We start from the raw sequence: 26,135 nt of genomic DNA, 5'->3' as shown, positions 1-26,135 counted from the left end.
CCGATGAAAATACTCCTGCTTGCCACGAACACGGACCGCGAGCCCTACCCGGTGTATCCCCTGGGCATGGCCGTGGTCGCCCAGGCACTGTGCGCCGCGGGTCATGAAGTCCGGCAGATCGACTATCTGGCCATGGGCGAGTCCGACGATGCGCTGCGGACGGCCTTGCTGGAATTTCAGCCCCGGGTTGTCGGCCTCTCGCTGCGCAACATCGACGACGTGGACTCCTGCGGCGGTCCGGAACAGTGGTTTCTGGACCGGAGCAGGCGAATCGTGGAACTGCTCCGCGCGACCCACGACGTCCCGATCATTGTCGGCGGTCCGGCGTTTTCCATCATGCCCGAGGCCATCCTTGCGTACCTGGGCGCGGATTTCGGCGTGGCCGGAGAAGGTGAGCGGGCCGTCCTGGACCTGCTCTCCCGCATCGAGCGGGGAGAGACCGGGCCGCTCATCGTCAAAAGCAGCCCGCTGGACGCGACCAGGATGCATTCGCCCCGGATGGACCCCGTGATCCTGGAGTACTATCAGCGGGAAAGCGGCCTGCCCGGCGTGCACACCAAGCGAGGATGTCCGCACGACTGCGTGTATTGCAGCTATCCGGCCATCGAGGGCCGCACCATCCGTCCGCGGGACCCGGAACACGTGGCGGACGACATGGCCGAACTGGCCCGGAAACACGGAGTGGACCACGTTTTTTTCACCGACTCCGTGTTCAACGACGATCAAGGCCACTATCTGGCCGTGGCCGAGGCATTGCTCAGGCGTAACCTGCCCGTGCGCTGGAGCGCGTTTTTTCGTCCCGGACGCATTCGGGAGGAGGAGCTGGACCTGTTGCTCCGCTCCGGCCTCCTGGGCATGGAGGTCGGTTCGGACGCCCTGGCCGAATCGACCCTGGCCGGACTCGGCAAAGGCTTTTGCTGCTCGGACGTATTGCGGTTCAATGCCGTCTGCGCGGCCCGAAACATTCCCCTGGCCCATTACCTGATCATCGGCGGACCGGAGGAAACCGAGGCGACCATCAAGGAAACCCTGGCCAACCTGGAGAAGATGGAACACTGCGTGGCCTTCCTGTATTCCGGTTTGCGCATCCTTCCGCGAACCAGGCTGCACCGCCGCGCCGTGGCCGAAGGCCTGATCGACCGGCAAACCTCGCTGCTTCATCCCGCCTATTACCACAGTCCGCTGCTGGACCGCGAAACCATGCACGCAACCGTGAGCCAGGCCCTGCGCGGTCGTCGCGACCGTTTTTTCCCGCCACGAAACGCCCAGGACCGCATGAACGTGATGCGCCGCTTCGGGTACCGCGGCCTGGTCTGGGACCAGTTGATCAGCGCGGAGAAGCAGCGTCGGGGAAAAAATGGGAACGGCCGGGCGAACGGCCGGGCGAACGGGAGGGCGAACGGGAGGACGAACGGGAAGGCGAACGGCGGCTCGTCAAAAGAAGCTTTTCCCTCTGCACCGGCACATCGCTCCCCAGAAGGCGGCCGGTCCATCCCCTTCCCGCCCGCGACCGATCTCGCCACGCAATACCCCGCGAGTATTTCAACTTCCGAAGCCTGACGCCCGACTGCACGCAACCATGCCCACTCTTGACCACAATCGCGTTCTTCTGGTCCATCCCCTGGGGTACGCCGTCGGCCGGGCCGGTGGGGACATTTCCCGCGTGGCCAACATCATGCCGCCCCTGGGATTGGCCACAATGGCCGCGTACCTGAAAAAGCTGGGCATCGCGTCGGACATCGTGGATTTTTACGCCTGGCCGGACTCGGAACGACGGATGCGCGACCTGCTGCTGGAAAAGCGGCCCGGATTCATCGGTTTTTCCTGCACCACTTCCGCCTTTCTGGACGGAGTCCGGCTGGCGAAGTTGGCCAAGGCGGTGCTGCCCGGGGTGCGCGTGGTCTTCGGCGGGGTGCATGTCTCGGCCTTGCGGGACCGAATGCTCCGCGACCACCCGGTGATCGACCATATCGTCATCGGCGAGGGCGAGCAGAGCCTGGCGGAACTGATCCAGACCGCAGGCCGGAGTCAGGATGTCCTCGGAGTGATCTCCCGAGGCGCTTGCGCCGACGAAATCGTCTTTGCCGGGCCCCGGCCCCGAATCCCGAATCTGGACGACCTGCCCTACCCGGCCTATGAGCGCCTGCCGGGCTACCCTGGCCGCTACACGCTGCCCGTGTTCAACTACCCCACGACGCCCAACGCCAGCGCCTTGTCCAGTCGCGGATGTCCGTACGCCTGCGCCTATTGCGACCGGTCCGTGTTCGAGCGCAGCTACCGCTTCAACTCCGCCGCCTATCTGTATGACCACATGCGCTATCTCAAGGAGCGCTTCGGCATCCGGCACGTCAATTTCTACGACGACCAGTTCACGTTTCATCTCCAGCGCATCGAACAACTCACGGACCTGCTTGCGGATGCGCCCCTGGACATGACCTTCAACTGCGCGGTGCGCGCCGAACACGTCACCGAGCCTTTGCTTCGCCGCCTCAAGGCCGCCGGGTGCTGGATGGTCAGCCTGGGCATCGAAACCGGGGACCAGGACCTGCTGCACGCCATGAACCGCAAGGTGGACCTGGAACAACTGGCCGGGCGGGTCCGGCTGATCAAGAAAGCCGGCATTCGCGTCAAGGGGCTGTTGATGATCGGCCTGCCCGGAGAGACCGAGGAAAGCGTGGAAAAAACCCGCCGATTCCTCTTCTCCCTGCCCGTGGACGACTTCAACCTGACCAAGTTCACCCCCTTCCCCGGCGCTCCGGCCTACGCGACCATCCGCGACCACGGAGAGTTCGACGAGGATTGGAGCCGCATGGACTGCATGCACTTCCTGTTCGTGCCCCGCGGCTTTACCCGCCAACGTCTGGAAGATCTGCATGTTTCCTTCTACCGCCAGCATTACCAGCGCCCGCGGGTTCTCCTGGACTACGCCGCCATGCTCTGGCGCTCCCCGGACAGTTGGCGTCGGTTCCTCTCCAATCTCGGAACATTCATCCGCTTTGCCCGCGGAAGGGACAGGTTCGACGGTGCGTAACCCAAAAGTCCAAATCCTCGTGGTCGTGCCCGTGTACAACCACGGCGCCACCCTCAGGCAGGTGGTGGAAGGCGTTTTGGCGGTGCACCCGGACGTGCTGGTGGTGGACGACGGGAGCACGGACCAAGGTCTGGCGCGGATCGCCGACCTGCCCGTCAAGATCCGGACGCACCGGACGAACCAGGGCAAGGGCGCGGCGATTCGCACCGCGGCCCAGGAGGCCGCCGCCCTCGGCGTGACGCACATCGTGACCATCGACGCGGACGGGCAGCACGATCCCGCCGATCTGCCCCGGTTTTTCGACGCCGTGCGCAACCATCCCCTGGCCGTCATCGTTGGAGCACGGGATTTCGCCGCGGCCAACGTGCCCCGGGCGTCCAGGTTCGGGCGCTGGTTCTCCAATTTCTGGCTGCGCGTCCAGACCGGCCGCAAACTCCTGGACACGCAAAGCGGTTTCCGGGCCTACCCCGTGGCCCTGTTCGAACATCTGAAGTTCACCGAAACCCGCTACGCCTTCGAGGTGGAGGTGCTGGTCCGCTCGGCCTGGGCCGGGCTGGACCTGCTGGACGTGCCTATAAGGGTCCACTATCCCCCGGCCGCGCAGCGGGTTTCCCACTTTCGGGCGATCATGGACAATGTCCGGATATCCTGGCTGAACACCCGGCTGACCCTGCGCTCCATGCTGCCCTGGCCCCATCGCCGGATCATCCAGCGGACACAAGGGAGTGCGGTCGACAGTGCGGCCATAAGCGTCATCCGGCCAATCCAGTCCCTGAAGATCCTGCTGCGCGACACGGTCACGCCGGGCGGCCTGGCCAGGGCCGCTTTCCTGGGCGTGTTCTTGGGCACCTTGCCCCTGGTGGGCATCCATACCATGGTCATCCTGCTCACGGCCGGGTATCTGGGCCAGAACCGGGTGGTGGCCCTGACCGCCAGCCAGTTGTGCATGCCGCCGCTGGTACCGGCGCTGTGCATCGAGGTCGGCCATTATCTGCGCCACGGCTCATGGCTGACGGAATTCACCGTCCAGACCCTGGGCCAGCAGGCCCCGGCCCGGCTCTGGGAATGGGTGCTCGGCTCCCTGGTCCTGGCTCCGGTCCTGGCTTCCCTGGTGGCCGGAGCAACGTTCATGACGGCCCACTTCCTGCGCCTCTCCATCCGGCGAAACGCCAAAGAACGCGATCCGTCATGACCCGCCCCGCTGGCTCTTCGTATCTTCTCAGCACATTTTGTGTCCGCCCTTGCTCCGGCAATCGGAGTCGGGGTCGCTATCGGAATCGGAATCGGAACAGGAAAAATTATGAACGCTTCCCAGCGTTTTCGATCCCGATACCGATTCCGACCCCGGCAACGGTATTACTCTATGCTGAATAGTTCCGCCTCCTCATCCTGGTCCAGCCGGAGCATCGCCGCCAAATGGCAGCACCAGTTCTTCTATCTGGCCGTTCGCCTGGGCGGGCGTCGTCTGGCCTATGCCTGGACCTACCCGGTGGTTGCGTATTACCTGCTCTTTCGGCCCCGGCTTCGGGCCAGAACCCGGCATTATCTCCGCCGCCGATTCCCGACCCGCACCGGCTTCCGGGCCTTTACGGACAGTTTCCGGCTCAGCCTCTGCTTTGCCCAGGCCCTGGTGGACAGGGCCCGGGCGGGCATCCTCGGCCCGGAAAGCCTGGCCGTCCGTTTCAACGGGTTCCAGATACTCCGGGAGCTGCTGGACCACGGAAAGGGACTGATCCTGATGGGCGCCCACGTGGGCTGCTGGCAGGCGGCCATGTCCGGCCTGAACAGACTTCAGGTTCCGACGCACCTGCTCATGCAGCGGGACCAGGGCGACGTGGACCGGCACTATCATGAACATAAGGGTCTGGAATCACCATACCGGATCATCGACCCCAACGGATTTCTGGGCGGGGCCGTGGAAATCGTCCAGGCCTTGGGGCGCGGGGAAATCGTCAGCGTCATGGGCGACCGGATCTTCGGCCACGACCAGAACCATCTGGAGCTGCCGTTTCTGGGCGAACCAGCCGCCTTTCCGGTAGGGGCCTACAAAATCGCCGCCACCACCGGAGCCCCGGTGGCCGTGCTCTTCTCGCGCAAGACCGCTCCCGACGCCTATGCCCTGGACCTGGCCCGGGTGATCCGGGTCCCCCGAATCCGGGATCGTCGGCTGGAGGCCCTGCGACCGTTCGCCCTGGAATTCGTGGAATCCCTGGAAACCTATGTTCAAGCCAATCCCTACCAGTTTTACAACTTTCACGACATGTGGAACACACCCCGATAACGAATAAGACGCCGTTCAAGACGAACAAAGGACGACACAATGACCTTCAAGGATAAAGTCAAACAAACCCTGGTCGAGGAACTGAATCTGGAGGATGTCTCCCCCGAGGATATTGACGACGACGCGCCGCTCTTCGGGGAGGGACTGGGGCTGGACTCCCTGGATGCGGTGGAGTTGGTGGTGATCATCCAGAAGCATTTCGGCGTGGTCATCGCGGACATGGAGCAAGGGCGCACGGCCTTTCAATCCGTCAACGCGCTGTGCGACTTCATCCAGGAGCGCAATCCCCAGTGAGCGGATCTTGTCCGAACCATGCCGCGAACAGCCCCGCGCCGGTAGCCGTAACCGGAATGGGATGCATCTGCGCGGCCGGTTTGAACCTGGAGCAGAGCCTGGAAACCATCTTTTCGGGCCGCCGCGCTCCGGCCCCGGCCCGACGGTTTCAGAGCAGCCATCCCACGGCCTACCCCGTCTTTGAGGTCCCCGAGGCGTTCTTCGCGAAGGATCAGAACACCCGCCGGACCCTGACCGTGCGCTTCGCCCTGCACGCGGCCCGCGAGGCCCTTGAGCAGGCTGTTCTCTCGACGGATCGTCGCCAAGATTTGCGCATCGGGGTCTGCATCGGCACCACCGTGGGCGGGACGCTGAACAGTGAGGAATTTTACCGCGAATATCTCCAGTCCCTGCATCCGGACATGGAGCCCGTGCGGCGCTATCTGCGCGGCAACCCCGCGTCGGCCATCGCTCGGGAATTCGGATTCCGGGGGCCGTGTCAGACCGTGACCAACGCCTGTTCCTCGGGTACGGACGCCATCGGGATCGGGGCCGGGTGGATCCGGGCGGGGTTGTGTGACGTGGTGGTGGCCGGAGGCGCGGATGAGCTGTGCCGGGTAACCTACAACGGCTTCGCTTCCCTGAAGATCATGGACCCGGAGCCGTGCCGCCCCTTTGACCGGGCTCGCCGAGGGCTGAATCTGGGCGAGGGCGCGGGGATCATGATTCTGGAGGCCCAGCCGTCGGGGAAAGAGGCGGGGAAGGGAGTGCTGAGGGAAATACTTGGGAGAATTCTCGGATACGGGACGGCCTGCGACGCCCATCACCTGACCGCGCCGCACCCCGAAGGGGTGGGGCTGAAAACCGCCCTGACCGAGGCACTGCGCCTCTCCGGTCTTTGCGCGGACGACATCGCCTTCATCAATGCCCACGGCACGGGAACCAAGGACAACGACGCCGTGGAAAGCAAAGTCTTGGCCGAGGCCTTGCCCGCCGTCCCGCTCCTGTCCACCAAAGGCGCCACGGGGCATACCCTCGGCGCCGCCGGGGCCATCGAAGCCGTGCTCAGCCTGGCGTTTCTGCGCCTGGGCAAGGTTCCCGCGAGTCCCGGATTCTCCGAACCGGGCGAGGACATCGCCCTGTCTCCCCTCACCATAACGACCAACCGCGACCAACCCCACGCCCTGTCCCAATCCCTGGCCTTCGGCGGGACCAACAGCGTCCTGGCCCTTTCCCGGTGAGAGGAAGACGGAAATCAGGAACCCGGACTCAGACGCAGGGACAGTTCGCGGAATTTATCGGCCATGAAGCGGATGGCCTGGATGCGCTCGGGGTGGGCTTGAACGCGGCGGAAGAGCCATTCGGCGAGGTAGACCAGTTCGGATTCACTCAGTTCGGGGCGGGAGGCCCCGGTGACGTAAATGGTCAGCAGGTCTTGCCGGGCCTGTTCCCTGGCGGCGATGGCCTGCATGATTCCCTGGGCCGCGGCGTCCCGTTCCAGTCGTTCGGCCAGAATCCGCACCTCATCGTCGGGGGTTTCCTCCTGGGCGACCAAGAGTTCGGCATCGGCCTGCTGGTACCGGGAGTGGGCGGCATCGGCCTTGGTCTGGGTTTGGAGCCACCGCTCCGTCAGGGCCGGAGCGTCTTCATGGTCCGCGTAGCTTTGCACAGCCTGGGCCAGGGCCGCGGCGGAACCGGACAACAAGCGGTAGAACTCCTGCTGCTCCTGGATGGTCAGGCCGCGCTCATCGGGCGACGATCCCGCCGCCGGAAAGGACCACCGGCCCGTCTGAAGCGCTTCATCCAAGGCCTGCTCGAAGACCGGCATGAACAGCGCCCATATGGTTTCCAAAGCCTCGGGCTGAAGCAGGTTCCGGAAAATCTCCTCCCTGCCCTGGATCAGCGACGGACTTTGGTGCTCCAGGCCGACCAAGTCCATGCCATAGCGCCGGTTCAGGGACGAAAAATGGAATTGCAACCGCCCCCGGGACCCGGAATTGAACTCGGACCGGGGCGGATGGTATCCAGCCACGATCTGCCCGGCCAAGTCATCGAAAAAAGTGCCGCTGATGTTCGACACGCCGGACGGCTCGGGCTCGTCAGGGCCGGCGTCCAGGGAGTCTTCCAGGGAGTCTGGCTGGGCTTCTGACTGGGCGTCCGGCTGGGTTTTCGGCAAGCCGGGAGCATCCGTTGCCTCGTCGGACGGATGTATTGCGGGACCAGGTGGAGAGTCGGGAGCGACAAGAGGCGCGACGTACCGCGAGCCCACGGGAGCTTGCGGCTCGGGAGAAGCCGTCCGCGCGGGGGGAACATCCACGAGCGCTTGCTCATCTCCGGGACGCCAGAAGAGGATCAAGAGCGCCGCGGCCAGGACCACCGCGCCGATTGCAACCATCAGGACCTTGCGCACGACGCCCCTCCTTGCTCGACAGGGTTATTTCACGGCTTCATAAATCCGCATCGGGGGAATGTTCAGCAGCTCGAACTCGGATTTGACGTTCCGGAAAAAATGCTCCAGATGCACGAACAGGTGGTCGTCCTTCTGGTAGAACGTCTGGTAGGCCAGGAACTTGCCGTTCTCGGCCAGTATCTGGTGGGTTTGATGGATGATTTCCTGCCGGGTTTGCTGGTCGAGATAGGAAAAGGGAATGCCGGAAATGATATAGTCCGGCTTGCCCGGCAACTGCCCGTTGACCAGGGCGCCGACGTTTTCCACGCTGTCGTTGAAGATGTGCACCCGCTCGCTGCGAAACGCCTTGGTCAGACATTTGAACATGTCCTTGTTGCGCTCGATCAGGACGAGATGGGCGCCGGGTCGCATCTTTTTGAGCAGATACTCCGTGAACACCCCGGCCCCGGGGCCGTATTCGACGATCACGTTGGCCTGGGAAAAATCGATCTTCTTGCACACCCGCTTCACCCCAAAGGGGGATGTCGGGGTGATGGAGGCGACGTTTTTGTCCCGCAAAAAACATTTCACATAATTGACTGTGCTCATGACGCTGCTGCTTCCGTGTTGGGTTGTTTGAATTATTGTGGGCTCCCAGGACCAAAATGGCAAGCACGCATCGCTTGGGCATTTTGACAACCGGGGCAAAGGATGCTTTCTTTCCAAGGGCTTGGCCTTCAGCCGACCCAAAACCGGATTTCACCATCGATTTCGTGGCGGAAAAAAGCATGGTTCCGCTCGCCGAAGACGGCATCACACATGTTCGGCCTGTATGCCATACATGCTGTTTTTTTCAAATGTCAATGCGCGCATATCCGGCGTCCAGAGCAAATCTGTTCGCATCATAATCCAAGTCGAGATCGAAATCGAAATCGAAATCGAAATTTGAAAATACTGTGCACCACCCTGTGATTACGATCTTCTTGGACATGACGTTCGATTTCGATCACGATTTCGATTTCGATACCGATTCAGATCGCAGGTGAAGAGCGAGATCCATTTTGCGCCCATGCGGCGCCTGAAATCCATTCCGATCGACACGAAAACAGTCAGGAGCAAACTGATGAGCCATCTCGAGCAAATGGCCGACGAACTGGCGACCGAAGTCATTTCCGAAGCCGCGCAGACGTTTTTCGGGCAGCGCAAGGCCCTTGAAGAAGAAATGGATCGGTTCACGGCCCGGTCCCGGCAGGTGCTGGAACTGGGCAAACGGGTCATGGACGAGCAAAACGTCCTCCACGGTGTCTTGCTGGACGCGGAAACCATTCAGGCCTTTTACGCCGTCCTCGGCCACCCCGCTCCGGAACACCCCTCCCCGGCTCCTCGGGAGGAAATCGCGCGCCGTCTTTCCAAGCCCACCGCCTGGACGCTGCACGGCAGATATTCTAAATTGCTCTTTTCCGCGTACTCCCGCACCCATGCCGAAGTGGACGTCTATCTGCACGGCGGATACCGGGACGACCCCACGAACCCCAAACGCAAGATCGCCTTCAGCGGATACCTGAAGATGGTGGAGTGGGCGGAAAAATTGAACCACACCATCACCAAGCTGAACACGGAACAATCAGCTGGAGAGGTACTGCAGTTCGTGAAAAGGCTGGATGCCCGGTCCTGCTCCATGGAAAAGGCCGCCGGGGCGTCGTGTGAGATCGGCAGGGACCGGGGCATGCTGTTCACGTGCATTGATTTCGCCTCGCTGTGCCTGCCCGTTTTTCCGGAGTACCCGCCCCCGGACACCGTGCAAAAAACCATCCGGCAATTCGCCAAGACAACCTGCGCCCGTCGCGAGTCGGACGTTCGCGAATTGTTGCGGGACCTGAAAAACACAGGCGCTTAGCGGACAACCACCATCACCCATTCAACCCATTCAACCCATTCAACCCATTCAACCCATTCAACCCATTCAACCCATTCAACCCATTCAACCCATTCAACCCATTCCCCTGGGAGGAATCGTGACGTCCGTCGAGAACAAACGCAAGGGAATCATTCTGGCCGGAGGCTCGGGCACCCGGTTGTATCCGCTGACCAGGGCCACGAGCAAGCAGCTGATGGCCGTGTACGACAAGCCGATGATCTACTACCCGCTCAGCGTGTTGATGCTGGCCGGTATCCGGGAAATCCTGGTCATCACCACCCCCGAGGACGGCCCGGCCTTCCGGAACCTGCTCGGTGACGGAAGCCAGTGGGGTGTCCAGTTGGAATACGCGGCCCAGCCCAAACCCGGCGGCATTGCCCAGGCCTTTCTGATCGGCCGGGACTTCCTGGCCGACCGGGGCTGCGCCCTGATCCTCGGAGACAATATTTTTTACGGTCACGGATTGACCGAAAAACTGCGCCGGGCCATGACCACCCACAGCGGGGCCACGGTGTTCGGCTACTGGGTCAGCGACCCGGAACGTTACGGCGTGGTGGACTTCGACGACCGGGGAACGGCGCGAAGCATTGAGGAAAAGCCCGAGGTTCCCAAATCCAACTGGGCCGTCACCGGCCTGTACGTCTACGACAACCAGGTCACGAAGATCGCCTCCGAGCTGCAACCCTCCCCACGCGGTGAACTGGAAATCACCGACGTGAACATGGTCTACCTCCAGCGCAAGCAGTTGCACGTAGAATGCCTGGGCCGCGGCTTTGCCTGGCTGGACACGGGCACCCACGCCTCCCTGCTCCAGGCCGGCAATTTCGTGCAGACCATGGAAGAGCGCCAGGGCCTGAAGATCGCCTGCCCGGAAGAGATCGCCTACGCCAATGGCTGGATCAGGGCCGAGGACGTCCTGGAGCTGGCCAAACCGCTGCGCAAAAGCGGATACGGCCGCTATCTGGAAGCCCTGGTCCGGCGCGACCCGCTTTTCCCCGACCAGGGAGGCCGGCCATGAATGTCCAGGTCACGCCCCTCGACGGCGTCCTGCTGATCGCTCCCAAGGTCTTCGGCGACGCCCGAGGCTTTTTTCTGGAAACCTTCCGGGCCCGACGCTACGCCGAAGCCGGAATCCCCGATCCCTTTGTCCAGGACAACCACTCCCGGTCCGCCCGGGGCGTACTGCGCGGGCTGCACTACCAGATTGAGCGGCCCCAGGGAAAACTGGTCATGGTCACCAAGGGCGCGGTGTTCGACGTGGCCGTGGACATCCGCCGGAACTCGCCGACCTTCGGCCAGTGGTTCGGAGCCGAACTCAACGACGACAACCACCATCAACTTTACGTTCCGCCGGGCTTCGCCCACGGGTTCTGCGTCCTCTCGGAGCAGGCCGACTTTCTCTATAAATGCACCGAAACCTACGCCCCGGACCTGGAACGCTCCATCATCTGGAACGACCCGGACATCGCCATCTCCTGGCCTCTGGAAGCCCCCAGCCTTTCGGCCAAGGACGCCCAGGCCCCGCGCCTGAAAGACGTCCCTCCCGCTGACCTCTTCTGATCCCGTCTCCCCCCCTGCTCTCCACGGCCGGCATGCACTCGCATCCCGGCCGTTTCCTTTTCCACTCCCCTTTCGTCGATCCATCGAAAAAACAAATCAAACATTCCAAACGTCATTCGTGAATCCGATTGGACGAAAACTCCAAAAACCGTGTATGCAGCGCCAGATCATGAAAAGGGCCTACTACAGCCCCTCTTCCCTGGAGGCGTCATGCTCGAGCTTCACTTCACCTGTCCAAAGCAAGGCAAGGAATTCCGATCCGCGCAATGGACCGTGGATCCGGACCTGAAGGCCGTCACCGACCCGGACGGGCGCAAGCACCTGCGCGGCGGGGTCCGCGTTCTCTGTCCGCTTTGCAGCGAACTTCACGTCTATGCCCCGGACGAACTGGCATGCCCACTTCAGGCCCCGAAAACCAATCGAGCGCCCAACACTCTAACCGCCTGAACCATTTCCGATTCAAAGCATCTCTTTCGGTGTCGGTATCGGGATCGGGATCGGGATCGGGATCGGGATCGAATCAAAATTTACGGCGAACAATCAATATCGATACCGATGTCGATAGCGACCCCGACGCCGACAACTGCATTTTTTCAAACAAATACCACATTATCGAATTGAAATTGGCATAACTCCCGACTTCCCCCACCCCCAACAAGGAGGACAACATCCATGTCTCGGGCCGTCAAAAACATCTTTGCCACCACCCTGGGCATCATTGCCGTGGGCTCGATCATCGGCGTGGTGGCCGGTTTCCTGCAACAATCCGGCAACCCGACGAATATGGGCATCTGCGTGGCCTGTTTCGGCCGGGACATCGCCGGGGCCATCGGCATTCACCGCGCCGCCGTGGTCCAGTATCTCCGACCGGAGATTCTGGGCTTTGTCCTGGGCTCCTTTGCCGCGGCCCTGGCCTTCAAGGAGTTCAAACCCATCGGCGGCTCCGCGCCGGTGACCCGGTTCGTGCTGGGAATGATCGCCATGATCGGGGCTCTGGTCTTTCTGGGTTGCCCCTGGCGGGTGATCCTGCGCCTGGCCGGCGGGGACGGCAACGCCCTGTTCGGGCTGGCCGGGTTGGCGGCCGGAGTTTGGATCGGTACGCTGTTTTTCAAAAACGGCTTCAACCTCGGCCGCGGCCAGGTCCAAAGCTGGAGCGCGGGGCTGATGATCCCCCTGCTCATGCTCGGTCTGCTGGCCTTGCGGTTGCTCTTTCCTCCCCTGCCCGGCGAAGCCCAAAGCGGCGTGCTCTGGTACTCCGTGAGCGGACCGGGCGCGGCCTACGCTCCGTTGGGCTTTGCCCTGGCCGCGGGCCTGGGCATCGGCTTTCTGGCCCAACGCAGCCGGTTCTGCACCATGGGCGCGATCCGGGACGTGATCCTGTTCCGGCAGATGTACCTGATGTACGGCTTCATCGCCCTGCTGGTCGCGGCGTTCATCACCAACCTGGTTCTGGGCCAGTTCAATCCCGGATTTGAAGGCCAACCCGTGGCCCATACCATGGGACTTTGGAATTTCATGGGCATGGTGGTGGCCGGCCTGGCCTTTGCCCTGGCCGGCGGGTGCCCGGGCCGCCAACTCTTCATGTCCGGCGAAGGCAACACGGACGCCGGCATCTTCGCCCTGGGCCTGCTGGCCGGAGCGGCCCTGGCGCACAACTTCGGCCTGGCCAGCTCGCCGGCGGGCATCGGCCCCAACGGCATGGCCGCGGTGATCATCGGCCTTGCGGTGCTGCTGTTCATCGGCGTGGTCAACTGCAAAAAATCCTGAACACGGAGACACGATCATGGCACGACAACACATCGACGCGCGCGGCTTATCCTGCCCCCAACCCGTGCTCCTGGCCACCCGGGCCATGGACGCGGCGGGCGGCGGCGAACTGGAAATCCTCATTGACAACGAAGCCAGCCGGGAAAATGTCGGGCGGGCCGCCCAGAGCAAGGGATGGACCGTGGCGGCCACTGAGGAAGCGGGCCAAGATTTCCGCCTGGTGCTGACGAAATGATCGACTTCCTCCGCAACCTGTTCCGCAAGGATGACGCCAAGCGCGGCGTCTCCGAAAAGGGCCTGCTGCTCTACCACAGCACCGGCGAGGTCATCCGGGCCGAGACCCTGCTCAAGGAAGCCGGGGTGGAGGTGGCGGTGAAAGGGCCGCCACCGGATCTGCGCCAGGGCTGCGACATGGTGATCGAGTTTCCGCTGCTGGAGGAGATGCGCATTCGGGGCCTGCTGGAGCAGGCGGGCCTCGCCCCCATGCGTGTGGCCGCGGCCCAGGATCACCTCCTGGAACCCGTGTCGCTGTACCATGTCAAGGACTTCGGGGACTACCTGATGGTCCGGGCCGCGAACATGAAGATCACCATGGACAAACGGGATCGCCGGATCGTCAACGTCTCCGGCGGAGGCTGTCCGGACGTGCCCTTTCTAGCCGAAACGCTTGTCGGCAAGGTCCTGGACGACGCGCCGGAACCGCGCTCCCTGGGCCGAACCCTGTGCGGCTATTCCCTGCAACTGGCGTTCGAGGAGTTACGCCGCCGATGTCCTGGCTAATCGTGGGCAGCGTGCCCAGGGCGGACTTCCCCCTGGCTCAAGGCGACTACCGGCTCCAGGACGACACGCTTTTTCTGGACGGACAACGCATCCGCGTGGCCCGCGGCACCCCGGCCCTGATGGCCGTGGCCGCCGCGGCCGCCGAGGTGCTGGCCGTCCCCGCGCCCCAGGCCCTGGTGGCCGGAGACATCGGCACCGGGGAGGGCAGCCGGGCGGTCTACGCCCATCTGGTGGAAAACATCGCCCACATCGATCATGCCGGCCTGACCTTTCACTACCTGCTGCCGGATATCGCCTGGCACAATCAGGTGCTCTGGACCCTGGAAGCCCGAAACCCGGCCCCGCTCCTGGTCGCGGACGCCGGGTTCATGTACGCGGCCAAAATGAGCGGCTACGCCGCCCACTACGACCTCTTCACCCCGGACGCCGGGGAAATCGCCTTCCTGGCCGACGAGGTCGCCCCGCACCCGTTCTACACCCGGGGCTTTCTGCTCCAGGAAGAGGATCGCGTCCCCGAGCTGATTGAGCGGGCCTACGCCGAGGAAAACGCGGCCCGGCACCTGCTGGTCAAAGGCAAGACGGACTACGTGGTCGCCAAAGGCACGACAGTGGCCGAAATCACCGCCCCGGACGTCCCGGCCATGGAACCCATCGGCGGCACCGGAGACAGCCTGACCGGCCTGGTCACAGCCCTGCTGGCCTCGGGCATGGAGATGACCCAGTCCTGCCGCGTCGCGGCCCTGGCCAACCGCCACCTCGGCCACTTCGCCAACCCCACCCCGGCCTTCGGCGTGGCGGATTTGTTGCCGTTTTTGCGGCGGGCGCTGGAGCGGGCGCTGGAATAGAGAGGGGCATCGTCAACCCAAAATAGGCATCGCAAACCTCGCTCAAGTCATTGAATTTGATGCCTTTGGGATTCTTCCGCATCTGGCTGAGAATATCCTGAACTGTTGCCATGTGAGAAATCGCATACCACTATTGAATCACTGTCAAGTAGGAATTTTAGGCTTGAGCACCGAATTGAGCATGTAATGGCCTGCATACAGGACGGGCGGCGTTTTATTGCCCACTCCTTGTAGATGCAGAGATTATGGTCAATAACCTATTGAGGACTTGCATATAAGCAAACAAATAAAAACACTCTATTCGCATCGGAACCTTATGTTTACTGTTGTTGCCGTCCATCCGGTTGCACCGCCAGTTTCATCGCTTATGACTACGACATCCTTTTCGCCGCATGCCACTTTGGCTTTTTCCAAGGCTTTTATTCTAAGCGTGCCGTGACTAATCCCTAAATTACTAGCTTCAGTAATATACAATTCATTCTCACTTATTTTCACAATCCCTGATTTTGCACAGCCAGACACTGCTATTGTCATTAATAAAACCAAAATATTTTTTTTCATCCTCAACACCTTTCAAATTGTATGAAATATAATAGAAATATACAGAGCGCATCTATGGCTTGCCCAAATATTGATCTGACCTTATCCAAATATGCGCTGACCATAACGGCTGGGACGCAGTCAGCCCCGGCCCGCTCCCGCGACGCGGAAGCGTCACGGGAACAAATGGATTATGCGGAATTCGCAGATCTTGCCACCTACTGACTTGGCTGGGCATTTCACCAACAAACAAGCCGCCATTAACTCCACTTTTTCAAGATATTAAGACAACGAGGTCAAGATTGAGGAATCGGTTTTCCTTGGAGCCCACGGCACCTTGAGCAAAGCGGGCGGTTCTCGGTCCCAAAAACCTTGCCTGTTGACAGCCCCGACCCTCAATTGTCCTTGAACACCTCGTCAACATTCTTGGCGTCCAGGATTCGCTCGGCCCAAAGGTCAAGCTGTTCAGGCGTGGCTTTTCGGAGGCGCTCCTGAACGTCCATGTCCGTGATGCTTTTGCCGAAGCGTTTGGTGAAGAGGCGCTGGATAATGGCTTGGCGGCCTTTTACCTCACCTACAAATTCGCCTTCGACACGTCCTTCGACGCGGCCTTCGACGCGGCCTTCGACGCGGCCTTCGTCACGGCCAAGATTCTTGATGTATTGTGCGAGCATGGCGGTCTCCTCGTTTTCCATGATGTCGGCGCAGATGATCTCTTGTTCTTCCGGCTGCACCTGGGCGTAAACGTCAATAAATTCTGTATATTTTTCAAACAGCATCCGTGATGCCAGTTGATAGAGGCCCAGATAGGCGTGGCGCAAGACTTCGAGCCGTTCAGATGGCGGATATTGCATTTTGGGCATGAGGATTTTGGCCACCGGGTTATTCACATTGTAGTAATCTTTGGCGTGGAGGGCAAACAGTTTCAGGTGGACGTACTCGAAGTGGAGAAAGGTGGTTCCGGCGAAACTGCTTTCCAACTGGCGGGGTACGTCTTTGCGCCAGGCCTTGCGGTCCGTGAAGAGGACCGTGGGAATAATCACGGCGTCCGGGTGGGCTTCCATCAGGTCCGTGGCGTAGCGTAGCAGCCTGTAGATGGAGAACTTCTCCTTGTCCTCCTGGAACTCCACCAACCAGAGCAGCAAGGCTCCACGAGCAAACCGGAACAGGATCGGCATGTCCAGGGCCAAGCCGGAGTCAGCTAAGCGATGTTTGCGCGGTTCCTGGCGGACAAAGGTAATCTCCTGTAGCTCGCCGTACTGTTCCAGAGCTTGAGGGTAGAAGAGTTCCAAGGACTCACGCGGGAAGTCCAGGAAGACGTTTTTGAAGTTATGGTCGTGGGATTCTTGGGGCATGGTGTGGTTGTAATTTCTTTAAAAGTTCTATTTCATGAAAAAATCAACAAAAAATGAATCACTAGCTCCCATCGAATACAATGTGAAATGGAGATGCATCTACACCATTCATTACTAGTTGTATCCCGGAAGGTAGTTGGCCAGAAAGTCGGCGGCAACTTCCTTGTGGCTCATGGTCTCCCGGAAAAACGTGTCGTGGATGTTATTGATTTCGTTCATGGGTATGTCCGGCCTCCGATGGTAGAGCATGGTCTACGCCGATGTTCCGGGAGACGTCAACGCGGAAGGCAATTTTCATGGATTTGCCCACTGAATACGCGGAAAAAGCACGGAGGTCGGAAGTCCGAGGTCTGAGGATCGGATACCGCGGTCAATCTTTCTCCTTTCCGTGCCCTAATCCTGGGCAGACAGGCAAGATGCCTGTCCTACTATCGTGTTTCCTGCGAGATTCTCCAAAAAAACCGCCTCCAGGCTCCCGAATGGGAAGCCTGGAGGCGGTTTTGAAATTGGACTTGAGCGAGAAAGGCCAGCTACGTCGTCTTCTTGGCCCGGGTGGTTTTCTTGGCCGCGGGCTTTTTTGTCGTGGTTTTCTTGGTTGTCGTCCGTTTCGGAGCCGGTTTGGTTGAATCCGAGGGAGTTTTTGAGGCAGCTTTTGAGGCGGCTTTGTCGGCAGCCTTGGTTGGGGCCTTCTTGGGGGTGGGTTCGGAAAAGTCCGGGAGCGGGCCCTCGGTTTCCTCGAATTCCTCGGCCACCGGGATGAAGTGACGGCACTCCTTGACCGGGCAGGACAGGTAGTTGCCGCGCTTTTCCGTGTGGCGGCGCAGCATGATCGGGAAGTCGCACTTTGGGCAGGGCTGGGGCACTGGCGGGGCGGGCATGGCCGTGGTGCAATCCGGGTAGCGGCTGCACGAGAAGAACATCTTGCCGAAGCGCGAACTGCGCTCCACCAGTTCGCCGGTGCACCCTGCCGCGGGGCAGGCTACTCCCGTGGAGTAGGACTTGGTGTACTTGCACTTGGGGTAAGAGGCGCAGGCATAGAACCGGCTGCCGGTGCGGGCCTTTTTCAGGACCACGTCCCCGCCGCAGTCCGGGCAGGTGCCGACCTTGACCGCCTCTTCCCTGGGCAGCTTTTCGATGGTCTTGATCTTTCCGGATTCGTCACGGGTGAAGTTGCCGGTGAACGAACAATCCGGGTACCCGGAGCAGGCCAGAAAGGCCCCGGCCTTGCCGAACTTGATCACCAGGGATTTGGTGCATTCCGGGCAAGGCATCCCGGCGTCGATCCCCCCTTTCACGGCGGCCATGTCCTTCTTGGCCTTGTCCAGGACGGGATAGAATTCCCCGGTGAAGCCGCGCATCAGCTCCACCCAGTCCTGGCTGCCCTCGGCCACCTGGTCCAGGGACTCTTCCATCTGGGCCGTGAAATCCACGTCCATCAGCCGGGTGAAATGCGCGGTCAGTTGGTCCGTGACCACGTAGCCCAGTTCCAGGGGCACGAAGTGGCGCTCTTCCTGGGTGACGTACTCCCGGTCCAGCAGGGTGGAGATGATCTGGGCGTAGGTGGAGGGCCGCCCGATGCCCTTTTCTTCCAGCTCCCGGATCAGCGAGGCTTCGCTGTAGCGCGGCGACGGCTGGGTGAACTTTTGTTCCTTGAGCAGTTCCTGGAGCCGCAGTTCCTGCTTCGGGGTCAGGGTGGGCAGTTCCTGGTTCTTCTCCGCCTCCCCTCCGCCATAGACCTTGAGATAGCCAGGGAAAATCAGCCGCTCGCCCTTGGCCCGCCACTGGGTGTGGGCCGCGGCCACGGTGATGGTGGTGTCCCAGAATCGGGCCGGGCTCATCTGCGAGGCCACGAAGCGGGTCCAGATCAGCTTGTAGAGCTGGTACATGTCCCGGGGCAGATAGGCCTGGAGCATTTCCGGGGTCAGGGTCACGTCCACGGGCCGGATGGCTTCGTGGGCTTCCTGGGCGGATTTGCGGGACTTGAAATAGCGTTCCTTTTCCGGGCAATAGTCCGGCCCGTAGGATTCCAGGATCAGCTTGCGAACGTCCTTGATCGCATCCGGTGAGGTGCGCACCGAGTCGGTCCGCATGTAGGTGATCAGGGCCTGGATGCCCCGGTCCCCCAACTCCACGCCCTCGTACAGGCGCTGGGCCAGGGACATGGTCCGTTTGGCCGGATAGGAAAAGCGGCGGCTGGCTTCCTGTTGCAGAGTGGAGGTGATGAAGGGCGGGCCGGACTGGCGCTGCCGTTCCTTTTCATCCACGGACTCCACCACGAAGGGAGCCTGGGACACCGCGGCCTCCAGCTCCCCGGCCTGGTCCGCGGAGCCGATGTCCGGCTTCTTGCCGCCCACCTTCCACAGATCAGCCTCAATCACCGCGGCGCTCTGGTCCGCCAGTTTGACCTTGAAGACCCAGTATTCCTTGGGCTCGAAAACCTGACGCTCCCGCTCCCGGTCCACGATCAGGCGCAAGGCCACGGACTGAACCCGACCCGCAGAGATGCCGCGCTTGACCTTTTGCCAGAGCAGCGGCGAAAGCTTGTATCCCACCAAACGGTCCAGAACCCGCCTAGCCTGCTGGGCGTTGAACAGATCCAGGTTCAGGGTCCTGGGGTGCTCCAGGGCTTCGCGCACGGCCCTGGCCGTGATCTCATTGAACTGGATCCGCTTGATCCGCGGATTGGCGTCCTTGATCAGCTCGGCCACGTGCCAGGCGATGGCCTCGCCTTCCCGGTCCGGGTCCGGCGCGAGATAAATCTGATCCGCCTGGGCCGCCAGCTTCTTAAGCTGACTGACGACCTTCTGCTTGCCGGGGATCACCTCGTATTCCGGGGCAAAATCGCCCGCTTCATCCACCCCCAGCACCTTCTTCGGCAGGTCGCGAACGTGTCCCACCGAGGCGCTGACCTCATAATCCGGTCCAAGAAACTTCTTGATGGTTTTGACCTTGGCCGGTGACTCAACGATGATCAAATCTTTACTCATAATGCGCAGGGCAAATACCCATCCCTCGGCCCCATGGCAAGCCCCCCGCCCCTCTCTTATCCCAGACAGATTTATTCTCGATCCTCACCCGCTCTCTGAATCGGTATCGAAATCGAAATCGTGATCGAAATCGAACGTCATGTCCAAGAAGACGAGGTTATCACGGGATGATGCGTGGAATTCTTCGATTGCGATTGCGATTTCGATGAGAATGGATTTATCACCATCCTCTTTGGTCGGGGGATGACAGCGAACCCGAGAGCGGATAGGCTCACACGGCTGTCTTGCCCCATCCCAACGAATCCCTGGAGTATATTCATGAAAATACTGATCACCGGCGCAGCCGGGTTCATCGGCTTCCATACCGTCCTGCGCCTGCTGGAGCAGGGCCACGAGGTGGTGGGTCTGGACAACATCAACGACTATTACGACGTCCGGGTCAAATACGGCCGCCTGGCCCACTCGGGCATCGCGGAGGCCGATATTGCCCTGAACCGGACGATCCAGAGCACGATCCACCCTGGCTACCGCTTCGTGCGCATGAACCTGGAGGACGGTGCCGGATTGATGAACCTGTTCGCCCAGGAGAAGTTCGACCGGGTGATGCACTACGCGGCCCAGGCCGGCGTGCGCTACAGCCTGACCAATCCCCACGCCTACATGCAAAGCAACTTCCTGGCCTTCCTGAACCTGCTGGAAGCCTGCCGCCATCATCCCGTGGAGCACTTCGCCTTTGCCTCTAGTTCGTCGGTCTACGGGCTGAACCAGACCATGCCCTTTTCCACCCGCCACAACGTGGACCACCCCATCAGCCTCTACGCGGCCAGCAAGAAGTCCAACGAGCTGATGGCCCACACCTACAGCTATCTCTACGGACTGCCCACCACGGGGCTGCGCTTCTTCACCGTGTACGGGCCCTGGGGCCGTCCGGACATGGCCCTGTTCCTGTTCACCAAGGCCATCCTCGAAAATCGGCCCATCGACGTCTTCAACTATGGGAAAATGCAGCGCGACTTCACCTATGTGGACGACATCGTCGAGGGCGTTCTGCGGGTGATCCATCGCGCGCCCCAGGGCAACCCGGATTGGGACGGAACCGCACCGGACCCGTCCTCGTCTCCGGCCCCGTGGAAGGTCTACAACATCGGCAATTCCCAACAGGTGGAGTTGATCCGGTTCATCGAGGCCCTGGAAGAGGCCCTGGGCAAAAAGGCCGAAATGAATCTCCTGCCGCTTCAGCCCGGCGACGTTCCGGCCACCTGGGCCGACACCACGGACCTGGAGCGCGACCTGGGCTACCGCCCGAACACTCCGGTGCGGGTAGGCATTCAGCGCTTCGTGGATTGGTATCGGGATTTTTTTCAGGTTTGATCCGGCCCGAGATACAAGGCAGATTTCGCCTCGATCCTCAGCGGCCATCTGAAATCGTGATCGAAATCGAACGCCATGTCCAAGAGGATGACGTAATCATGCGGTGATGCGCCGCTTTTTTCAATTCCGATTTCGATTTCGATTTCGATCGCGATTTGGATTGTGAGAACAGATTGTCCTGAGGTCAGGAGTACGAGGAGTGATCCATGTCGGAAGCATATGACATCCTGGTGATCGGCGGGGGTCCGGCGGGCTATGCCGCGGCCCTGGAGAGCGCGGCCCAGGGCAAGTCCACCGCGCTGATGGAACGGAACCTGCTTGGCGGAACCTGCCTGAACCGGGGCTGCATTCCCACCAAGCTCTTTCTCGGAGCCACGGCCCCCATTCCCGCCATGGCGGCCCAGTCACGGCTGCGGCTGGGCCAGGGGAGCTTCACCGTGGACATGGCGGCCCTGCAAAAACGCAAGGCGTCCCTGCTGGCGGCCACGCGCCAGGCCATGGCAAAATCACTGGAAACGGCGGGAGTACGGTTGATCTCCGGGGAAGCGGAACTTTGCGGGCCGACCCAGGTCTTGGTGCGGTCCGAGGACGCCGCCCAAACCCGAATCGATTTTCAGCACCTGATCCTGGCCCTGGGCTCGGCTCCAGCCTGGCCGGAACTTCTGACTCCGGACGGCGAGGCCGTGCTCACCTCGGACCACGCCCTGGACCTCTCGACCGTCCCGGAGTCCCTGGCCGTGATCGGGGCCGGGGCCATCGGGCTGGAAATGGCCCAATTTTTCCAACGCATGGGCTCGTCCGTGACGCTGATCGAAGCCGCCGACCGCATCGCCCCCACCGAAGACCCGGAAATCAGCGCCCAACTGGCCTCCATGCTCAAACGCCAGGGCGTGACCGTCCGGGCAGGCACGACCGTCTTCGCCCTGGAACGGACGGCGGAAGGAGTCCGCGTCCGTCTCGGCCCGGAAGAGGACGTAGCGGCATCCAAGGTCCTGGTGGCAGTGGGCAGAAAGCCCAACACCCACTTTCCGGGGCTGGAAGCGATGCTCCCGGCCATGAAAAAAAACTCTTTGGAAGTGGACGAGAATCTGATGCTCAGCGAGCATATCTTTGCCGTGGGCGACTGCAACGGCAGAACCCTGCTGGCCCATGCCGCCGAGGACCAGGGCCGGTTCGCGGCCCGGTTCGCCGCCGGGAAAATATCCGGTCCCTACGCGCCGGGACCCATCCCGTTCTGCATCTACGGCGACCCAGAGGCTTTCCGGGTCGGCCCCACCCTGGAGGATGCCCGTGCCAAGGGCTTGACCTGCACCGAATCCAAGGCCCAGCTCGCCGCCAACCCCGTGGCCCAGGCCGCGGCAGCGCCCCACGGGCTGGTCAAAGTCCTTTGGCGCGACGACACCGTGATCAGCGTCAGCGCCGTGGGTCACGGCGTGCTGCACATGGTCACCGCAGCCACGATCATGGTCAGCCAAGGCTGGAGTCGATCCCAGGCCGAAAACCTGATCTTCGCCCACCCCACCCTGGATGAAACGCTGCGCCACGCCCTGCTGGCGAACCCTCAATGACTCCGTCCTCCACAATTTGGATCTCAAGGCCATGTTCCGCACCCTGACTCCCCTGGTTCTGGCCTCGGGTTCGCCCCGGCGGCGCGAGCTGCTCGCCGCCCTGGGACTGACCTTTTCCGTCCACCCGGCCGTGACTCCGGAGCCGGTCTTCGCCCCTGGCACCGATCCCGAAGTCTATGCCGTGATCGCGGCCAAGGCCAAGGCGCGGGAAGTGGCGACGCTTCAGCCGGAGGCCGTGGTACTGGCCGCGGACACCATCGTGGTGTTGGAGGGGGACGTGCTGGGCAAGCCGGTGGATTCTCTGGAAGCCCTGGCCATGCTGGAACGGCTGGCCGGGCGGGAGCATGTGGTGATTACGGGCTGTTGTCTGCGGTACCCAAAAAACGACGAGGAACAGAGCTTCGCCGTGCGGACCACCGTGTGGATGCAAAACTTCGGGCCGGAGGTTCTGGCCGCCTACGTGGCCACGGGAGAGCCCATGGACAAGGCCGGGGCCTACGGCATTCAGGAGCGGGCCGCCTGCCTGGTGGAGCGCATTCAGGGCTCCTACACCAACGTGGTCGGGCTGCCGCTGGCGGAAGTTGTTGAAGTTCTAAGTCGTTACGGGGTTATCATTCCAAGAAAACCCTGAAAAGTCTCCACCATGTGGATTGTCGCGTGATGGCTGCGCCCTGCCGGGCGCACCAAAAAAAAAGCCGGGGCGAACGCCCCGGCTTTTTTTGCGGTGGTGAGTGAATACGATCTATACTGATCTAGAAGTTGAAGATAAAGCCGACCTTGCCGAGCTTCATAGCCTTGTCGAACCAATCGCTACGTCTGTCGGCACCACGGGTGCTCAGGTCGTCCAGGTTGACTTTGGCGTAGGCGAATTCAGCCAACAGGGCCAAGTTTTCATACATCTGCCATCTGTTGTTGAAAGTCACTTCCCAGTAGTTGTCTTCCTTGGTGAACAGATGGATGTTGTCTTTGTGGTTGGTGCCCTTCATGTAGAAAGCAGTCAGGTCATGGGAGACGCCGTCAATGAACTGAATTTTCTTCAGCCCGGCACCCAAGGCCACGGAACCAACCGCGCCCTCAGCGTTCTGCCAAACATCCCACAAGTTGCCTGTTCCAGCGAACTCCATCCCGGCCAGCATGTAACGGAAGTAGCTGTCACCGGCCATGGTTGTCTGCTGACCAAAGCCAACGCCGGGGCCGAAAGCGCCGCCGTAGGTTTCAATCGTGGGCATGCGCTTGGAGTCGCCGCCGGTGGCGAAGTCTTTATCTTCACCGGATTCGTACCAACCGAACACAGTGGGGGTCATCATGTCCATGGCATAATCCACGGCCAGAACGGCTACCCAACCAGACTGCTTCACGCTCGGTTTGTCGTTCCACTTCATGGTCCCGTAGTTCAAATCACCCTTGATGCCGATGGGATTGAGCATGGACACGTCGAAATTCAAGCCAAAATGCATCATGTTGGCATTCTTGTCGGTACCGGTGAAGTCCTTGCCCCAGCGAGTATAGGCGGCAAAGGGATTCAACTTCAGGCCGTCCAGGGTCACGGGCACAACGGCCACGAAGGCATCAACTTCATCATCCCACTTCTTGGTGATGTCGTCGGGGTTGGCCCTGTCGTGATTAAAAGCACGGACCCAGCCCAACGTCAGGCCGGCCATGTCTGAAAACGGAACGCCGACCAGGACGCCGGTGCCTTCGGACTCAAGAATGTGAGATCCCATGGTGCTCGGCAAAGCGACAGGCTGACGACCAGCCTTCACATTGACGGGGGTACCGGGGAAATTAAAGTCAAGATAGGCGAAGCGGGTCTTGATGTTGTTGCTTCGTCCACCTGCGCCAAGGTCAAAATTATCGGCACCCCAACGGGCATTGCCGATTTCCATCTGCAAAACGCCCTTGAGGTTTTCATTGGCGACGAATTCAAACTGGGTGCGCATCCGCTGCAGGGCATCAAACCGATCATACTCGGAACGGTCCTTGTTAGGGGAAGCCTGCTGCATTGCGCCGAAATCCCAGTTGTCGAGGTAATTGAAGTGAACCCGCCACCAGCCTTTAGCCTTCAATTCGATGGCGGAAGCCATGCCCGCCGTACCGAGAATGAACGCGACCAAAACGGCCAAACAAACTAATCTTTTCATACCTTCCTCCTTTTGCGATCCCAAAGAAAAAAAATCGTATCCACCCATACCGCAACGAAGACCACCTTCGTCAGGTCGGAAACCTTCTATGCCCGCCCGGACAAAGTTGTCAAGTAAAAAAATCATTTTTTTGACGGAAAATAAAAATTTTTTTACCCGCAAAAAAATTGAACTCGCTCTACTCAGAAAAAACTCGAGAGAGGAAGCGCATCTCCGTAGGGGCACGGTGCGCCGCGCCTCTACTCTTCACGCTTCTCCGCCTCCCCGGGAAAATGCCCTAACCCTATATAAATATAGTGCGCGCCGGAAAGCACCGTGCTCATGGTGACCGTGAGCACGAGAAGCTGAATCAACCCCGTCCAGGGCAGAGCAAAGGAGTACTTGGTTAAAACGGCGACAATCAGCACGATTTGTCCGCAGGTGTTGAACTTGCTCAACCACGTCGGGTGAATCCGCGACCGGACGTCCACGCCCCAGAAGTGCAGCAGGGCCATGCCGCCGATGATCATCATGTCCCGACTGATGACCAGCACGGCCAACCAGCTCGGCAGCAGTCCCACGAATCCGAGGCAGAAGTACGCCGTGATCAGCAGCAGCTTGTCCGCGATGGGGTCCAGCAGGGCACCGAGTTGCGACCGCTGTTTGAGCACCCGGGCCAAAAATCCGTCCACTCCGTCGCTCACTCCGGCGATCAGAAAAATCAGCAACGCCGCGCCGAACCGCTGATCAATGAACATCATCACGAACACCGGAACGAGAACGATCCGGAATATGGTGATGACATTGGGTATGGTCCAGTTGCTGGATGGGCGCATGGATCGGCTCCGGCCTTTTCAGCTTTTCATGTTCACGTGCTGCAAGGGCACGTCGAGTTCCTGATCGTCCAGAAGCTTGATCACAGCCTGCAAATCATCAATCTTCTTGCCGGTGACCCGAACCTGCTCGTCCTGGATCGCAGCCTGAACCTTCAGCTTTTGCGCCTTGATCAGTTTGACGATCTTCTGGGCCGTATCCTTGGAAATGCCTTCCTTGATCAGGATGTCCATCTTTACCCGGCCCTGACTGGTGGCTTCCAATTCTTTAAACTCCATGCTCCTGGGGTCCAGCTTGCGCCGAGTGAAATGCACCTTGAGCAGGTCCTGGATGGCCCGCATTTTCATCTCATCCCCGGTGACCACATGCAGAACTTTTTCCTTGCGATTCAAATCCAGGTCCGTTTTCACGTTCCGGAAGTCAAACCGTGTGTCCAGCTCCTTGCGAACGTTGTTCACGGCGTTGTCCACTTCCTGGAGATCAACTTTGCTCACAATATCGAACGACGGCATTCAT

The 26,135-nt window shown here is 60.9% G+C and carries 26 protein-coding genes; 17 read left to right on the top strand and 9 right to left on the bottom strand.

The features are described 5' to 3' along the window. Positions 1–3: 3 nt before the first annotated feature. The 6 genes from DESLA_RS21275 to DESLA_RS0117485 all read left to right on the top strand — a co-directional run bounded on the left by DESLA_RS21275 (position 4) and on the right by DESLA_RS0117485 (position 6,826). A complete protein-coding gene (locus tag DESLA_RS21275) occupies positions 4–1,560 on the top strand; it encodes a lipid biosynthesis B12-binding/radical SAM protein (RefSeq protein ID WP_084032236.1) in 1,557 nt (518 codons plus the stop codon). 19 nt (positions 1,561–1,579) lie between these two features. Beyond that, positions 1,580–3,031 carry a B12-binding domain-containing radical SAM protein gene (locus DESLA_RS23510; protein WP_028573477.1) on the top strand — a complete coding sequence of 484 codons (1,452 nt, stop codon included), beginning with the start codon at positions 1,580–1,582 and terminating at the stop codon, positions 3,029–3,031. Next, the gene (locus DESLA_RS0117500; protein WP_028573476.1) at positions 3,024–4,223 is read left to right on the top strand and encodes a DUF2062 domain-containing protein; all 1,200 of its coding nucleotides are present in this window, start codon (positions 3,024–3,026) and stop codon (positions 4,221–4,223) included. The genes DESLA_RS23510 and DESLA_RS0117500 overlap by 8 nt, the downstream gene beginning before the upstream one ends. 171 nt (positions 4,224–4,394) lie before the next feature. Continuing rightward, the gene (locus DESLA_RS0117495) at positions 4,395–5,312 is read left to right on the top strand and encodes a lysophospholipid acyltransferase family protein (RefSeq protein WP_028573475.1); all 918 of its coding nucleotides are present in this window, start codon (positions 4,395–4,397) and stop codon (positions 5,310–5,312) included. Between the two features lie 39 nt (positions 5,313–5,351). Then, complete coding sequence (locus DESLA_RS0117490) at positions 5,352–5,606, top strand: phosphopantetheine-binding protein (protein WP_028573474.1); 255 nt, start codon at positions 5,352–5,354, stop codon at positions 5,604–5,606. Further along, positions 5,603–6,826: a beta-ketoacyl-[acyl-carrier-protein] synthase family protein gene (locus DESLA_RS0117485; RefSeq protein WP_245590092.1), complete on the top strand. Its 1,224-nt coding sequence runs from the start codon at positions 5,603–5,605 to the stop codon at positions 6,824–6,826. The genes DESLA_RS0117490 and DESLA_RS0117485 overlap by 4 nt, the downstream gene beginning before the upstream one ends. A 14-nt stretch (positions 6,827–6,840) precedes the next feature. Here the strand turns inward: DESLA_RS0117485 and DESLA_RS0117480 are convergent, their stop codons facing one another. Both DESLA_RS0117480 and DESLA_RS21270 read right to left on the bottom strand, forming a co-directional pair. Then, positions 6,841–7,995, bottom strand: coding sequence for a hypothetical protein (locus DESLA_RS0117480; protein ID WP_028573472.1), 1,155 nt, complete (start codon positions 7,993–7,995; stop codon positions 6,841–6,843). Positions 7,996–8,019: 24 nt separating this feature from the next. Continuing rightward, positions 8,020–8,583 (bottom strand): class I SAM-dependent methyltransferase, encoded by a 564-nt coding sequence (locus DESLA_RS21270; protein WP_051434814.1) that lies wholly within the window; start codon positions 8,581–8,583, stop codon positions 8,020–8,022. Positions 8,584–9,097: 514 nt separating this feature from the next. Here DESLA_RS21270 and DESLA_RS0117465 point away from each other — a divergent pair. The 8 genes from DESLA_RS0117465 (at position 9,098) to DESLA_RS0117430 (ending at position 14,844) form a co-directional block, all read left to right on the top strand. Beyond that, positions 9,098–9,871: a hypothetical protein gene (locus tag DESLA_RS0117465; protein ID WP_028573471.1), complete on the top strand. Its 774-nt coding sequence runs from the start codon at positions 9,098–9,100 to the stop codon at positions 9,869–9,871. Between the two features lie 118 nt (positions 9,872–9,989). Then, positions 9,990–10,910 (top strand): glucose-1-phosphate thymidylyltransferase RfbA, encoded by a 921-nt coding sequence (gene rfbA / locus DESLA_RS0117460; RefSeq protein ID WP_035262030.1) that lies wholly within the window; start codon positions 9,990–9,992, stop codon positions 10,908–10,910. After that, positions 10,907–11,452, top strand: coding sequence for a dTDP-4-dehydrorhamnose 3,5-epimerase (rfbC, locus tag DESLA_RS0117455; protein WP_028573469.1), 546 nt, complete (start codon positions 10,907–10,909; stop codon positions 11,450–11,452). The genes rfbA and rfbC overlap by 4 nt, the downstream gene beginning before the upstream one ends. Before the next feature lie 210 nt (positions 11,453–11,662). After that, positions 11,663–11,899 (top strand): hypothetical protein, encoded by a 237-nt coding sequence (locus tag DESLA_RS0117450; RefSeq protein ID WP_028573468.1) that lies wholly within the window; start codon positions 11,663–11,665, stop codon positions 11,897–11,899. Between the two features lie 225 nt (positions 11,900–12,124). Continuing rightward, a complete protein-coding gene (gene yedE / locus DESLA_RS0117445; RefSeq protein WP_028573467.1) occupies positions 12,125–13,219 on the top strand; it encodes a YedE family putative selenium transporter in 1,095 nt (364 codons plus the stop codon). A gap of 16 nt (positions 13,220–13,235) precedes the next feature. Further along, positions 13,236–13,454, top strand: coding sequence for a sulfurtransferase TusA family protein (locus DESLA_RS0117440; protein ID WP_028573466.1), 219 nt, complete (start codon positions 13,236–13,238; stop codon positions 13,452–13,454). Beyond that, entirely contained in the window at positions 13,451–13,999 is a 549-nt protein-coding gene (locus DESLA_RS0117435) for a putative Se/S carrier protein (protein ID WP_028573465.1), read from the top strand. Before DESLA_RS0117440 ends, DESLA_RS0117435 begins: the two co-directional genes overlap by 4 nt. Then, positions 13,987–14,844 (top strand): NAD(P)H-hydrate dehydratase, encoded by an 858-nt coding sequence (locus DESLA_RS0117430; protein ID WP_028573464.1) that lies wholly within the window; start codon positions 13,987–13,989, stop codon positions 14,842–14,844. Before DESLA_RS0117435 ends, DESLA_RS0117430 begins: the two co-directional genes overlap by 13 nt. A 297-nt stretch (positions 14,845–15,141) precedes the next feature. On the opposite strand, the gene DESLA_RS23060 is transcribed toward DESLA_RS0117430, so the two are convergent. The 4 genes from DESLA_RS23060 to topA form a co-directional block, all read right to left on the bottom strand. After that, positions 15,142–15,405 carry a hypothetical protein gene (locus DESLA_RS23060; RefSeq protein WP_156933015.1) on the bottom strand — a complete coding sequence of 88 codons (264 nt, stop codon included), beginning with the start codon at positions 15,403–15,405 and terminating at the stop codon, positions 15,142–15,144. 374 nt (positions 15,406–15,779) lie between these two features. Continuing rightward, positions 15,780–16,739, bottom strand: a complete 960-nt coding sequence (locus tag DESLA_RS21265; protein WP_051434812.1) for an RpnC/YadD family protein — start codon at positions 16,737–16,739, stop codon at positions 15,780–15,782. A 114-nt stretch (positions 16,740–16,853) separates the two neighbouring features. Then, on the bottom strand, positions 16,854–16,958 hold the full coding sequence (locus DESLA_RS23055; RefSeq protein WP_169732642.1) for an Rpn family recombination-promoting nuclease/putative transposase: 105 nt from the start codon (positions 16,956–16,958) through the stop codon (positions 16,854–16,856). 311 nt (positions 16,959–17,269) lie between these two features. Continuing rightward, positions 17,270–19,726, bottom strand: coding sequence for a type I DNA topoisomerase (gene topA / locus DESLA_RS21260; protein WP_084032157.1), 2,457 nt, complete (start codon positions 19,724–19,726; stop codon positions 17,270–17,272). Positions 19,727–20,044: 318 nt separating this feature from the next. Between topA and DESLA_RS0117410 the strand changes: the two genes are divergently transcribed. The 3 genes from DESLA_RS0117410 (at position 20,045) to DESLA_RS0117400 (ending at position 23,296) form a co-directional block, all read left to right on the top strand. Continuing rightward, positions 20,045–21,097 carry an NAD-dependent epimerase gene (locus tag DESLA_RS0117410; RefSeq protein ID WP_028573463.1) on the top strand — a complete coding sequence of 351 codons (1,053 nt, stop codon included), beginning with the start codon at positions 20,045–20,047 and terminating at the stop codon, positions 21,095–21,097. Between the two features lie 206 nt (positions 21,098–21,303). Next, positions 21,304–22,665 carry a dihydrolipoyl dehydrogenase family protein gene (locus tag DESLA_RS0117405; RefSeq protein WP_028573462.1) on the top strand — a complete coding sequence of 454 codons (1,362 nt, stop codon included), beginning with the start codon at positions 21,304–21,306 and terminating at the stop codon, positions 22,663–22,665. 31 nt (positions 22,666–22,696) lie between these two features. Next, on the top strand, positions 22,697–23,296 hold the full coding sequence (locus DESLA_RS0117400) for a Maf family protein (protein ID WP_028573461.1): 600 nt from the start codon (positions 22,697–22,699) through the stop codon (positions 23,294–23,296). A 121-nt stretch (positions 23,297–23,417) separates the two neighbouring features. On the opposite strand, the gene DESLA_RS0117395 is transcribed toward DESLA_RS0117400, so the two are convergent. From DESLA_RS0117395 to DESLA_RS0117385, 3 genes are all read right to left on the bottom strand, one after another. Further along, a complete protein-coding gene (locus DESLA_RS0117395; protein ID WP_028573460.1) occupies positions 23,418–24,806 on the bottom strand; it encodes an outer membrane homotrimeric porin in 1,389 nt (462 codons plus the stop codon). A gap of 239 nt (positions 24,807–25,045) precedes the next feature. Next, the gene (locus tag DESLA_RS0117390) at positions 25,046–25,621 is read right to left on the bottom strand and encodes a CDP-alcohol phosphatidyltransferase family protein (protein WP_028573459.1); all 576 of its coding nucleotides are present in this window, start codon (positions 25,619–25,621) and stop codon (positions 25,046–25,048) included. Between the two features lie 18 nt (positions 25,622–25,639). After that, a complete protein-coding gene (locus tag DESLA_RS0117385) occupies positions 25,640–26,131 on the bottom strand; it encodes a YajQ family cyclic di-GMP-binding protein (protein ID WP_028573458.1) in 492 nt (163 codons plus the stop codon). Positions 26,132–26,135 lie beyond the last annotated feature (4 nt).

Origin of the sequence: Desulfonatronum lacustre DSM 10312, assembly GCF_000519265.1 — a bacterium.
GTDB lineage: Bacteria > Desulfobacterota > Desulfovibrionia > Desulfovibrionales > Desulfonatronaceae > Desulfonatronum > Desulfonatronum lacustre.
The sequence above is the reverse complement of the archived record's forward strand: the minus strand, read 5'-3'. Positions and strand labels throughout refer to the sequence as shown.